Source organism: Mesorhizobium sp. M7A.F.Ca.MR.148.00.0.0 (assembly GCF_003997735.1).
Lineage (GTDB): Bacteria > Pseudomonadota > Alphaproteobacteria > Rhizobiales > Rhizobiaceae > Mesorhizobium.
Window position 1 is genome coordinate 40,730 of sequence record NZ_RZTB01000034.1, and the last position, 11,306, is coordinate 52,035.

At 62.7% G+C, this 11,306-nt stretch carries 14 protein-coding genes; 5 read left to right on the plus strand and 9 right to left on the minus strand.

The genetic code is table 11. The features are described from left to right. The first annotated feature begins 7 nt into the window (after positions 1 to 7). Positions 8 to 1,036, plus strand: coding sequence for a zinc-dependent alcohol dehydrogenase family protein (locus EOB49_RS15580; RefSeq protein ID WP_164781691.1), 1,029 nt, complete (start codon positions 8 to 10; stop codon positions 1,034 to 1,036). Positions 1,037 to 1,120: 84 nt separating this feature from the next. Here EOB49_RS15580 and EOB49_RS15585 read toward each other — a convergent pair whose 3' ends face one another. Continuing rightward, the gene (locus EOB49_RS15585; protein ID WP_127381476.1) at positions 1,121 to 2,230 is read right to left on the minus strand and encodes a TRAP transporter substrate-binding protein; all 1,110 of its coding nucleotides are present in this window, start codon (positions 2,228 to 2,230) and stop codon (positions 1,121 to 1,123) included. Between the two features lie 263 nt (positions 2,231 to 2,493). Here EOB49_RS15585 and EOB49_RS15590 point away from each other — a divergent pair, with 263 nt between their 5' ends. Next, positions 2,494 to 3,267, plus strand: coding sequence for a gamma-glutamyl-gamma-aminobutyrate hydrolase family protein (locus EOB49_RS15590; protein WP_127381477.1), 774 nt, complete (start codon positions 2,494 to 2,496; stop codon positions 3,265 to 3,267). On the opposite strand, the gene EOB49_RS15595 is transcribed toward EOB49_RS15590, so the two are convergent. The 6 genes from EOB49_RS15595 to EOB49_RS15620 all read right to left on the minus strand — a co-directional run bounded on the left by EOB49_RS15595 (position 3,268) and on the right by EOB49_RS15620 (position 8,201). Beyond that, a complete protein-coding gene (locus EOB49_RS15595) occupies positions 3,268 to 3,672 on the minus strand; it encodes a hypothetical protein (RefSeq protein ID WP_127381478.1) in 405 nt (134 codons plus the stop codon). Between the two features lie 145 nt (positions 3,673 to 3,817). Then, entirely contained in the window at positions 3,818 to 4,489 is a 672-nt protein-coding gene (locus EOB49_RS15600) for an outer membrane protein (RefSeq protein WP_127319440.1), read from the minus strand. Positions 4,490 to 4,636: 147 nt separating this feature from the next. Continuing rightward, a complete protein-coding gene (locus tag EOB49_RS15605; protein ID WP_127381479.1) occupies positions 4,637 to 5,620 on the minus strand; it encodes a 2-hydroxyacid dehydrogenase in 984 nt (327 codons plus the stop codon). Beyond that, positions 5,617 to 6,639 (minus strand): LacI family DNA-binding transcriptional regulator, encoded by a 1,023-nt coding sequence (locus tag EOB49_RS15610; protein ID WP_081738944.1) that lies wholly within the window; start codon positions 6,637 to 6,639, stop codon positions 5,617 to 5,619. Before EOB49_RS15610 ends, EOB49_RS15605 begins: the two co-directional genes overlap by 4 nt. 77 nt (positions 6,640 to 6,716) lie before the next feature. After that, positions 6,717 to 7,601, minus strand: coding sequence for a DMT family transporter (locus EOB49_RS15615; protein ID WP_164748949.1), 885 nt, complete (start codon positions 7,599 to 7,601; stop codon positions 6,717 to 6,719). Between the two features lie 192 nt (positions 7,602 to 7,793). Continuing rightward, the gene (locus tag EOB49_RS15620; protein ID WP_127331396.1) at positions 7,794 to 8,201 is read right to left on the minus strand and encodes a DUF2000 family protein; all 408 of its coding nucleotides are present in this window, start codon (positions 8,199 to 8,201) and stop codon (positions 7,794 to 7,796) included. 48 nt (positions 8,202 to 8,249) lie between these two features. Between EOB49_RS15620 and EOB49_RS15625 the strand changes: the two genes are divergently transcribed. Next, positions 8,250 to 9,119 (plus strand): AraC family transcriptional regulator, encoded by an 870-nt coding sequence (locus EOB49_RS15625; RefSeq protein ID WP_127381480.1) that lies wholly within the window; start codon positions 8,250 to 8,252, stop codon positions 9,117 to 9,119. A gap of 24 nt (positions 9,120 to 9,143) precedes the next feature. Here the strand turns inward: EOB49_RS15625 and EOB49_RS15630 are convergent, their stop codons facing one another. Beyond that, a complete protein-coding gene (locus EOB49_RS15630) occupies positions 9,144 to 9,614 on the minus strand; it encodes a MarR family winged helix-turn-helix transcriptional regulator (RefSeq protein ID WP_127319448.1) in 471 nt (156 codons plus the stop codon). Between the two features lie 66 nt (positions 9,615 to 9,680). On the opposite strand from EOB49_RS15630, the gene EOB49_RS15635 reads away from it, so the two are divergent. After that, positions 9,681 to 9,866 carry a hypothetical protein gene (locus tag EOB49_RS15635; protein WP_127266502.1) on the plus strand — a complete coding sequence of 62 codons (186 nt, stop codon included), beginning with the start codon at positions 9,681 to 9,683 and terminating at the stop codon, positions 9,864 to 9,866. Here the strand turns inward: EOB49_RS15635 and EOB49_RS15640 are convergent. Next, entirely contained in the window at positions 9,830 to 10,561 is a 732-nt protein-coding gene (locus EOB49_RS15640) for an intradiol ring-cleavage dioxygenase (RefSeq protein WP_127381481.1), read from the minus strand. The genes EOB49_RS15635 and EOB49_RS15640 overlap by 37 nt on opposite strands. 196 nt (positions 10,562 to 10,757) lie before the next feature. Between EOB49_RS15640 and EOB49_RS15645 the strand changes: the two genes are divergently transcribed. After that, positions 10,758 to 11,306 (plus strand): GTP-binding protein (locus tag EOB49_RS15645; protein WP_164781690.1); only part of this gene is annotated, 549 nt, incomplete at its 3' end.

Sequence of the window (11,306 nt, forward strand, 5' to 3'; positions counted from 1 at the left end):
CAAAACCATGAAAGCGGTGCGGCTGGAAGCAGTGGGCGGCATCACGCTGCGCGACGTCGACATGCCTGACATCGGTGCGGATGAGCTACTGGTGCGCATCGAAGCCTGCGGCGTCTGCGGCACGGATCGGCATCTGTTTCACGGCGAATTTCCGTGCACGCCGCCGGTGACGCCCGGCCATGAGTTCTCCGGTCTCGTCGAGGCGATCGGAAAATCGGTCTCGGGTTTTGCCATCGGCGATCGTGTCACCGGCGACCCCAACATCGCCTGCGGGCGCTGCGCGCGTTGTCACGCGGGACAAATCAATCTCTGCAGCAATCTGCGCGCCATCGGAATTCATCGCGACGGCGGCTTTGCCGAATACCTTGCCTTGCCGCAGAAGCAGGCTTTCGTCCTGCCTGCGGGTCTCGATCCCATGCACGGCGCGTTCTGCGAGCCGCTCGGCTGTTGCCTGCACGGCGTCGACCTTGCCGGGATCAAACCGGGCAGCTCGGTGGTCGTGCTTGGCGGCGGCGTGATCGGCCTGCTCACCGTGCAGCTGGCAAGATTGGCGGGAGCCACGACCATCGTCCTGTCGACCAGGCAAGCCTCGCGGCGCGCCCTCGCCGAGGACCTCGGCGCGACAATGACGATCGATCCAACCACCGCCGATGTCATCGATGCCATCGCCGGACCGGTGGGGCTGGTGCCAGGCGGTGTCGACGTCGTCTTCGAATGTGCGGGCGTGCGAGAGACCGTCGAGCAGTCGATGCGGCTGGCCCGCGCCGGCGGCACCGTCGTCATCGTCGGCGTGACGCCGCAAGGCATGAAAGCGGAATTCGAGCCGTTTGACCTGTTGTTCCGGGAACTGAAGGTGCTCGGTTCCTTCCTCAATCCCTACACCCATCGCCGCGCCGCCGAACTCATTGCTTCCGGCACGATCGAGATCGATAGGCTGATCTCCAGGCAGGTGTCGCTTGAAGAAGCGCCAGCGGTGATCGCCAATCCGCCGGCGCCCGGCGAGGTCAAGGTTCTGGTGATGCCGCGCCGAGGCTGAATCGCCGGTTTCGCCTCCGGTATATACAGAAAAGCTCCCTGAGCGGGTTCCGCCCAGAGAGCTTTTGAGCAGAAGTCCGGCCGACTACAGCTTGCCGTTGCGCTGCTGGACCATCATGAAGGTGTCGTAATTGTATTCGGCCACCTGCGCCCAGAGATAATGCTCCTTGCGGAAGCCCTTGATCGATTCCCAGATCTTCTTGAACGGGGCGTTGGAGGCTTCCATTTCGGTATAGACCTCGTTGGCCTTTTCGAAGCAGGCGGCCATGATCTCCTGGCTGAACGGGCGCAGTTTCGCGCCGCCGGCCACCAGTCGCTTCACCGCCGCAGGGTTCAGATAATCGTATTTCTGCAGCATGTTGGCGTCGGCCGCCTGCGCGGCAGTGTGCAGCAGCGACTTGTACGTCGGCGAAAGTTCTTCGTACTTCGCCTTGTTGAACATCAGGTGGACGGTCGGGCCGCCCTCCCACCAGCCGGGATAGTAATAATAGGGCGCGACCTTATAGAAGCCGAGCTTCTCGTCGTCATAGGGACCAACCCATTCGGCCGCGTCGATGGTGCCTTTCTCCAGCGCGGGATAGATATCACCGCCGGCGATCTGCTGCGGCACGACGCCGAGCTTCTGCACCACCTTGCCGGCAAAACCGCCGATTCGCATCTTGAGGCCGGAAAGGTCGGCCACCGTGTTGATTTCCTTGCGGAACCAGCCGCCCATCTGGACGCCGGTGTTGCCGCCCGGCAGGCCGAAAAGGCCCTGCGTGGCGAGAAACTCGTTGAACAGGTCGATGCCGCCGCCATGGTAATGCCAGGCATTCATGCCACGTGCGTTGAGCGAAAAGGGAACCGCCGCACCGAGCGCCCATGTCGGGTCCTTGCCCCAGTAATAATATGCCACCGTATGGCAGGCTTCGACCGTGCCGGCCGTGGTGGCGTCGGCGGCCTGCAGGCCTGGCACCAGCTCTCCGGCGGCGAAGACCTGGATCTGGAAGTTACCGTCGGTGGCTTCCGACAGCATCTTCGAGAACACCTCGGCGCCGCCATAGATGGTATCGAGCGACTTCGGGAAGGACGACGCCAGCCGCCATGTCACCTTGGGATTGGACTGGGCGATTGCAGGCGCTGCCAGCGTGGCCGCGGCCGCCACGGCACCGACGCCGGTGACACCGGCCTTGCGAATGAATGAACGACGATCCATGAAGTTCCTCCCTTTTGGATCAACAGGCCGACGTCAGGAAATCCTCGGTTTCCGTGTCGGTTCGTTCAAGACAATACACAGGCAAGAAGTCGAGTCCAGCAGGCCGACCCGATTTGACGGCGAAGCCCAGCTACCCTGCAACTATAGTCTAACAGGCCGTTTCGTGGCCCATGCGACACGCCGAAACTTGGCATGGAAAAACAACCGGGGATCGCCTATTTTAGCGGCAGGTATCCCTTGCCCAGATGGAACACAGAGCCAAAATGCATCAGCCGCTCGTCGCCATATCGACCGACGTCCGTCAGTTCGACAACTACACCTGGCATGCCGCCCCGCAGCAAGATCTGGAAGCGGCGATCACCGGCGCCGGCGTGTTCCCGCTGTTGGTGCCGTCATTTGGCGACCGGCTCGACTTCGACGAGCTCCTGTCGTCGGTGGACGGCGTCATGGTCACCGGCTCGAAATCCAATGTGCATCCCTCGCTCTATGGCGGCGACGCCAGCGAAGCCAATGGCCCCTATGATCCGGCGCGCGACGCCACGACGCTGCCGCTGATCCGCCGGGCGATCGAACGCGGCGTGCCGCTGCTCGCCATCTGCCGCGGCATCCAGGAATTGAACGTGGCGCTGGGCGGCACGCTCGGCACGGAGATCCAGGAGCGCGAGGGCTCGCTCGACCACCGCGCGCCGGTGAGCGACAAGCAGGACGAACGCTTCGCCATCCACCAGACCATTTCGATCAAACCTGACAGTTGCCTGGCCGGTGTGTTCGGTGCCGGCGACATCAAGGTCAATTCGCTGCACCGCCAAGCCATCGACCGGCTCGGCTCGAAGCTGCAGGTCGAGGCCGTCGCCACCGACGGCACGGTCGAGGCGGTTTCGGTGCGCGACGCCCGCGCCTTCGCCGTCGGCGTGCAATGGCACCCGGAATACTGGGTCAAGTCGGACAGCAATTCGGTGAAAATATTCCGGGCCTTCGGCGATGCGGTTCGGCTGCACGCCGCAGCGAAGGCTGGCGCGCGGGCCGCAGCGGAATAATCAGTCACCAGATTTCTTATCGCCTATGGCCGCCAGCGACAGCAATGGTAGCGCCGGGGCATAGGATTCGTAGCCGTCGCCATCGGCAGCCGCGAAGGTGACGATTGGATCGGTGCCATTGGCGCTGAAGGCGACAGTGCCGTCGTTTTGCTCGCGCCAGAACTTCGCCTGCTCTATGCCTGGCAAGAGCCGGCGGCATTTGGGAGCAACGGTGAGCAGCGACAAACCGTCCGAAATTTCGGCCCCGCGGCTGACTGCACAGACCGCCTCATCGCCATTGGCGACCAGCCTGTAGCTGTTGGACGGGGCGGCCTCGTTGGCCACGCTTTCCCCGCTGCCGGCATGAAACAACTGAACGGCGCCAAACAGCGCTGCGGCAGCGATCAATACGGAAAGCGTTTTCATCGTTCTTCATCCACGCACACGGACAGGATGGAGAATGTTTCCAAAGGGTTAAGCTGGCGTTAATAGGTGTGGCCCGCCGAACAAAGGCGTGCGTCCCGGGACAGTGGCGGCATTACTCCCGCCCCCCAACATCGACTAGTTTATATCAAAACTTGTAGCTGAAGCCGACGCGGACAGCCTGGGTCTTTACATCGGTCGGATAATTGAAGCCGCTGTCAGTCGCTGGATTGTCGGTGAACGTGCCGAAATCACTGTAACGATACTCAACCCGCGTCGTCCATTTTGGCGAGAAAGCATATTCAACGCCGGCGCCCACAGTCCAACCCGCCTTCGTGTTGGATGTACTGTCGGTCGTTGCGCCATCGTCGTAATTGGTGTGGAAGTGAGCCACGGCCAGGCCACCCGTGGCGTAGAGGAGGGCCGGTCCCATTGCATAGCCAAGGCGCGCCCTCAGCGAACCCTGGACGTCGATTTTGGTCTTGATGGTGCCAGCAAACACCGAATCCACTGAACCGCTCGCTCCTGAGCCCTCGATATCACCTTCGACACCGAGAACATATGAATCGAAGGCCTGATTGTAGCCGAGGTGAATGCCGCCGAGCACGCCGTTGGATTTCCACGAATCAGACCAATCGGAAAAGCCGCTGCCTATCTCGGAATCGTGGCTGTCGACATCTCCCCAGCCATACCCGATCTGAGCGCCGACATAGGCGCCGGTCCAATCGTAGGCAACGGGAGCTGAGACGAGCGCATCGGCAGCGAAAGCGTTGCCTGAAACGACGACAAGCATTGTCGATGCAAGAAGAAGAATTTTCACGTAGCGCCCCGCTCTTTGATTGTCGGCAGAGTACCTTCCTTCAGCCGCGTATCAAGCGCGTATCAGGATGCCGAAGTGTCAGAAGCACCGATTTCCGACCTATGGTTGCAGATCAGCCACGTTTCGCCGCCTATTCGGCCTATCTCGCTAGGTCCTGACCCTTATATGCGCCGTCTCCGGCACCGGCGTCAGCGGCCGGCGCTCGGTGAACCAGGACACCAGATTGTCGACGCAGAGATCCGCCATGGCGCGGCGGGTGTGGTCCGAGGCCGAGCCGACATGCGGCAACAGCGAGGTGTTGGGCGCGTCGAGCAGCGCCTTGGGCACGTTCGGTTCGTCGGCAAAGACGTCGATGCCGGCGGCGGCGATGGTGCCGGTGGCAAGGGCTGCCGCAAGCGCCGCCTCGTCAACCGTGCTGCCGCGGCCGATGTTGACGAAGACGCCGTTGGCGCCAAGTGCCGACAGGATTTCGGCATTGACCGCCTTCTCAGTCGAGGCGCCCCCCGGCGCGACCGAAATCAGCGTATCGACGGCCTCGGCAAGCCCTTTCAGGGTCGCATGGTGCTGGTAGGGAAGACCTTCGACACGGCGCCGGTTGTGGTAGGCGACCGGCAAGCCAAAAGCTTCCAGACGCCGGGCGATGGCCTGGCCGATGCGGCCCATGCCGAAAATACCCACACTGCGCCCGCGCAAGGTCAGCCGGCTCAGCGGATAGTTGCCCTTGCGCACCCAGTTGCCGTCACGCAACCAGGTTTCGGCACGCGGCAGATCGCGGATGGTGTTAATCAACAGCCCGATCGTGGTGTCGGCGACCTCCTCGGTCAACACGTCGGGCGTGTTGGTGACCATGATGTTCTTCGCTCGGGCATGGCCGACATCGACCGAATCATAGCCGACGCCGAAGGAGGCGATGAGTTCGAGGTTGGGCAGCGCATCCATCATCGCCGCGTTGATGCCGGCAAATGAAGCAATGCCGCGCACATCATTGCGCATCTCGTCGGTGATGAGGGACGGATCCGCGCGTTCTATTCTGACACGCCTGAACGTACGGTTGATGCGGTCGACCGCATGGTCGTTGAAATCGCCCGGCACCAGGATGGCGACGGTCTGCAACTGTTCGGCCTTGGTCATGCACGCTCCACCGGCTTGCCGGTCGACTGACGCACATGCAGTTCCGGCTTGATCAATTCCTGCGAGGGCCGCACCGTCTGGCCGTTGAGCTTGTCGAGCAACGCGCTGGCGGCGCGGCGGCCAACCTCGCGCTGGCCGTTCCAGACGGTGGTCAGGGCCGGCGTCGCGATCGCCGCCTCTTCGAGGTCGTCATAGCCGGTAACGGAGATGTCGACGCCGGGCACAAGGCCGGCACGGGCAATGCCGTTCATCAGGCCGATGGCGACAAGGTCGTTCCAGCAGCAGGCAGCCGTCGGTCTGTCCTTCAGCGCCAGGAACTGTCCGGCGGCCTCGAAGCCGGCCTGCTTGGTGCGTGGGCCGGCGATGCGCCATGACGGCCTGACTTCCAGCCCGGCCGCCTCCATCGCGTTGACATAGCCCTGGTAGCGGTCACGGCCGGTCGAGGTCTGGTCGGTGCCGCCGATCATGGCGATGCGCTTGTGGCCGAGCGAGATCAGGTGGTTGGTGGCGAGGCCTGTTCCATAGGAGTCGTCGCCGCGAAAGACCGGCACGTCGGCACCCTCGACGGTGCGCGCGATCAGCACAGCCGGCAGGCCGTTCTCCTCGGCCATCAGGATGTCGGAAGCCGGCGTGCCGATGGCCGGCGACATGATGACGCCGTCGGCGCCGAGCTGCAAAAGCGTATCGATGAAGGTGCGCTGCTTTTCGAGCTGATCATAATGATTGGACAGGATGAAGGTCTGCCGGCTGCGGTCGAGCTCGCTTTCGATCGAGCGCAGGATCTCGGCGAAGAATGGGTTCATGATGTCGTGGACGACGACGCCGACAATGCCGGAACGCGAGGTACGCAGGCTGGCGGCGCGACGGTTGTAGATATAGCCGATGGCGCGGGCATGTTCCTTGATGCGGTCACGCGTGGTACCGGCAACCAGAGGGCTGTCGCGCAGCGCCAGCGAGACCGTGGCCGTGGACACGCCGAGCGCATCCGCGATCGTCGAAAGCTTGATTTTTTGTGCCAGCGACGTGTGCTCCCCGGACCTGAACTTCCAGACCTAAACTGTTTAAAGGCGGCGTTATGCCACCGATCGGGGGCAAATCAAAGTTTTTTTGCCAACGCCTCGGCCTCGACATCCGAGGCCGCGCGGCTCCGCAGCCGAAGCCTATGCTCGCGATGGACGATGTAGAGACCGCTGGCGACGATGATGGCGGCGCCGACCAATGTCCAGCGGTCGGGAAACTGCTTGAAGACGATCCAGCCGGAAATGATCATCCACACCATCTGCGAATAGGGATAGGGCGCCAAAGCCGTGGTTGTCGCCAGCCGGTAGGCCTGGACCAGCAGCCAGTGACCGACGCCGCCGAACACGCCGAGCATCAGCAGCACGAACCAGTGCCAACCGTCATGCGGCAGGGAAAACGAAAACGGCAGCAGGGGCAGAAGCAACAGCGCCGGTGCCAGCGCCGAAAACAGGATGAGGCTCTCCGATGTCTCGGTCGCCGACATGCGGCGCGTCATGATGACGTAGAAGCAGTTCGACAGCATCGAGCCGAGCGCGAAGAGATGTCCGATGCCGAAAACGCCAACGCCCGGCCGGGTGATGATGAGGACGCCGGCAAAGGCCGCCAGGATGGCCAGCCAGCGCCGCCAGCCGGCCCACTCGCCAAGCAGCGGACCGGCCAGTGCCGTGATCACCATCGGCCCGAAGAAATAGATCGAGGTGGTCTCCGCCAGTTGCAGGGATTTGAGCGCCAGGACATTGAATATGGTCGATCCGAACAGGAACGCGCCGCGCAGGATATGCGCCGGCAGGTTGACCGGACGAAACCGCACCGGTTGGCGCCAGCCGCGCAGCAGCGCGCCGACCAGCACGACATGCACGGCAAAGCGCACCCAGGCAACGACCAGCACGGAAACGCCGGCAAGGACGAGGTATTTGCTTGATGTGTCGAGGAAGGTGAAGAAGACATAGGTGGAAAGCATGCACACGATCGCCACCGGGGGCGTCGCGCTTTCTACATGTCTTTGGGGAGCACTCACTTGCAGGCCGGGTGGGAAGCTGGGCTGGAGCCCACCTTTGCGGGAATTGCCGGCTCCCGGCAAGCCAATTGTCGACTGCCGCGACATGAAAGCCTGCTGGCACAACAAGAGCCGCCGGCAGGCGTAGTGCCCTGGCTAGGCGTGCATGCGGGCGCCCTTGGTGATCTTGTCGACCAGCTTCTTGTCGGCGCGAAGCGCGATCCCGACCACCTTGGCGTCTTCAGGCGCGAATTCGGCGAAGACGGCGCGGTTCGCCGCGTCAAAGCCGGTCGAAAACATTTCCTCGACATAGAGCGAGGTGGTCACGCCGCGCTCCAGCGTGCGCCGGTGGATGGTGCCCAGCGTCGTCTGGTCGGCGGACAAAACGATGACCGGCTGGATCGACAGCGGGTTGTAGAGATTGCCGGCGCGGTCGCGATAGGGTTCACCGATGATATCGGGAAACTGCGCGACGATGCCGCTGGTCAGGAAAGCGGTGACGTTGAGTTTCTGCCAGACCGGCAGATCTTCCCTGAGCACGATTGCAAATTTCGTATCGAACATGAGACATTGGCCATTCGGTTGTGCCCCAATGCGAGGCTGAAGGAGACGATGTCGCACGATCTAGACAGCCAGGCCTTCAAGGGTCTTGGACGTTTGTGCATCGATGCGGCGGAAAACCGTATCATCTCCGCCCCCGATCCCGCAGGCATGGAGCGGATCGAGGCGCGCTTCCATGGCAGCGCGTTCGACCTGCATCGCCACGACACCTATGCGATCGGGGTGACGCTGCACGGTGTGCAGACGTTTCGCTATCTCGGCGCTGCGCGCCACAGCCTTCCGGGCCAGATCATCGTGCTGCATCCCGACGAGTTGCATGACGGCGGCGCCGGCACCGAGGACGGACTGCGCTACCGAATGCTCTATCTGGAACCGTCGCTGATGCTCGACTGCCTTGGCGGCGTGTCGCTGCCTTTTGTCAGGGATGGCGTGGTGGCGGACGCCGCCTTCTGCGCAACGCTGCTTTCGGCGCTGGGTCCGCTGGAGCAGGAACTCGACGAGTTGTTCGTCGACGACTTCCTGACGGAACTGATGCAAAGCCTGATCCGGCATGGCGGCCAGTCGGCGAAGCCGATGACCAGGACGGCGTGGCGGGCGGCTGCTCTGGCGCGCGACTATCTCACGGAAAACCTGAACCGGCCGGTGCGTTCCGGCGAACTGGAAGCTGTAACCGGGCTTGATCGCTATGCCTTGTCACGGCATTTCCGTGCCGCTTTCTCCACCAGTCCACATCGCTTCCTGGTGATGCGCCGGCTTCAGCGGGCGCGGCGGATGATCGCCGCCGGCGAACCGTTGGCACAGATCGCGGTCGAAGCCGGCTTCAGCGACCAGAGCCATTTCATAAGGCAATTCAAGAAGGCGTTCGGCATGACACCGGGACGCTGGTCGTCGCTGATCCAGGGCTCTGCCGCGGCGGCTTGATCGCCTGCCGCAACAATCCGCCGGTCAGTCGTCCGACTCGGCGTCGTCGTCGATGAGCACCAGTTCCACGTTCGAGAGGTTGGCCTCGATGCGGGCAAGCAGCTTGAACAGTGCCTTCTGGTCCTTCTTGTCGAGACCCTTCAGCGCCAGCTTTTCGGTCTTCTTCACCGATTTCTCGATGGCGTGAATGATGTCGCGACCGGTGTCGGTGAGGAAAATATGCGCCTGACGGGCGTCGGCCGAGGAGGCGCGTTTTTCCAGAAAACCCTGGGCCTGCAGCCGGTTGATTGTCTTGGTGATGGTAGGTGGGCGCACGCCGAGGCGTCCGGCAAGATTGCCCGGCGTCTGGCCGTCCTCACGGTCGAGCGCCAGCATGATCTGATCCTGGCCGGCATAGAAGCCGTGCGCCAGAAGCCGGGCCGCCAGCGCCGTTCTTGCCAGCCTTGCCGCCGAATGCAGCCGGCTCATTGTCGCAGTCTTATCCGCCTTGGCCATGGTCATCCCTCTTCGGCCGTACCGGTGCGGGCAGCATAGAGGCAGCCGGCCGGTTGGCAATCGACGATGAAAAAGATTCCGGAGCTTCAAACAGCTTTGCCGGCAAGCATTGTGGTGTCCGCCGTGGCTAATGCCAGATGTTTATTTCAGTTAGATGACAAACGAATTCCCAGCCGGAATTTTCGCCGCGAGCAAAGTGATGGAGTGACCGCCGCTCAGCCGGACTTCACCGCGATGATCATCAGCGCCTGATAGGCATCCTCCAGCTCGCGCAGCGCAGCCTGCGATTGCGGTCCGGCCCGCCTGGCTATGCCGTCCGCGGCATTCGAGGTGTCGCGCTCGCCCGACCGGTCGTTGTAGGGTGCGGCCGTGGTGAAAATCTGCTCGCTGAGGCTGTCCGGGAAAAACAACTGTCCGGTCATCACCGAACTGTCGTCGGGAAAGACCTTGAAATGGATGTGGGTGGTGCGGCCGCGATACCAGCCGGGATAGATCGTGGCGAAGGAAACGATGCCACTCGCGTCGGTCCTTTGCCAACCACGCAGGAAGGTCTGGCCCGAGGTGTCGAGATCGCGGCCATCACCCTGTCCGGGATAGCCGGAATAGGCGCCTTGCGCGTCGCAATGCCAGATGTCGACACGAGCGCCGGCAAGCGGGCGGCAGCCCGCGTCGACAACCTGCAGCCGCACATCAAGGGCAATGCCCTTCTTGCCTTCGGTGACATCGGCGCGTTCTAGCTTCGGATCGAAATAGAACGGTCCCTCGGTCGCCTCGGGCGTGATGGTGCAGACACCGGCGCCGTTTTCGAACAAGGCCAGTCCGGCATAGGGTGAAGTCTGGTCTGCTATCGCGGCGGCGGGCAGGAAGACACCACCGCCGGCGGTGACCGCGATCAAACCGAGCGCCTGGCGCCGGCTCATTAAGAACGAGGATGGCTTGCCGGACATATCTTGCCTCTCGAATTGGCCTCTGTCGCCCTGATCTAGGCGATCACAACGGCTTTCGCCAACGATTCGGCAATGCAGCAAGCCGGTTTGGCCCATCGGTTTGCCCCGTGCAAAAGCCCGGCGCACATCCTATATGGAGCCGACATTCCCTTTTCTCAGGCCGAATTTCCGAGGCCCAGATAATTCGAGGCAAGCCATGAGCGACGCACAGACGCAGATCCCCGTAACCGTTCTCACCGGCTATCTCGGTGCCGGCAAGACGACGCTGCTCAACCGCATCCTGTCGGAAAACCACGGCAGGCGCTACGCCGTCATCGTCAACGAGTTCGGCGAAATCGGCATCGACAACGACCTGATCGTGGAATCCGACGAGGAAATCTACGAGATGAACAATGGCTGCGTCTGCTGCACGGTGCGCGGCGACCTGATCCGTGTCGTCGAGGGCCTGATGCGCCGACCCGGCCGCTTCGATGCCATCGTCGTCGAGACCACCGGGCTCGCCGATCCGGTGCCGGTGGCGCAGACCTTCTTCATGGATGACGACGTGCGCTCCAAGACCAGGCTCGACGCGGTGGTGGCGCTGGTCGACGCCAAGCACCTGCCGCTGCGGCTCAAGGATTCCAGGGAAGCCGAGGACCAGATCGCCTTCGCCGACGTCGTCGTGCTCAACAAGACCGACCTCGTCACATCAGAAGAGCTCGCCAAGGTCGAGGCGACGATCCGCGCCATCAATCCGGCGGCAAAG

Coding starts and splice junctions, on each gene's coding strand:
- EOB49_RS15580 (WP_164781691.1), top strand. CDS start 8: ATGAAAGCGGTGCGGCTGGAAGCAGTGGGCGGCATCACGCTGCGCGAC.
- EOB49_RS15585 (WP_127381476.1), bottom strand. CDS start 2,230: ATGGATCGTCGTTCATTCATTCGCAAGGCCGGTGTCACCGGCGTCGGT.
- EOB49_RS15590 (WP_127381477.1), top strand. CDS start 2,494: ATGCATCAGCCGCTCGTCGCCATATCGACCGACGTCCGTCAGTTCGAC.
- EOB49_RS15595 (WP_127381478.1), bottom strand. CDS start 3,672: ATGAAAACGCTTTCCGTATTGATCGCTGCCGCAGCGCTGTTTGGCGCC.
- EOB49_RS15605 (WP_127381479.1), bottom strand. CDS start 5,620: ATGACCAAGGCCGAACAGTTGCAGACCGTCGCCATCCTGGTGCCGGGC.
- EOB49_RS15615 (WP_164748949.1), bottom strand. CDS start 7,601: ATGCTTTCCACCTATGTCTTCTTCACCTTCCTCGACACATCAAGCAAA.
- EOB49_RS15620 (WP_127331396.1), bottom strand. CDS start 8,201: ATGTTCGATACGAAATTTGCAATCGTGCTCAGGGAAGATCTGCCGGTC.
- EOB49_RS15625 (WP_127381480.1), top strand. CDS start 8,250: ATGTCGCACGATCTAGACAGCCAGGCCTTCAAGGGTCTTGGACGTTTG.
- EOB49_RS15630 (WP_127319448.1), bottom strand. CDS start 9,614: ATGGCCAAGGCGGATAAGACTGCGACAATGAGCCGGCTGCATTCGGCG.
- EOB49_RS15635 (WP_127266502.1), top strand. CDS start 9,681: ATGAAAAAGATTCCGGAGCTTCAAACAGCTTTGCCGGCAAGCATTGTG.
- EOB49_RS15640 (WP_127381481.1), bottom strand. CDS start 10,561: ATGTCCGGCAAGCCATCCTCGTTCTTAATGAGCCGGCGCCAGGCGCTC.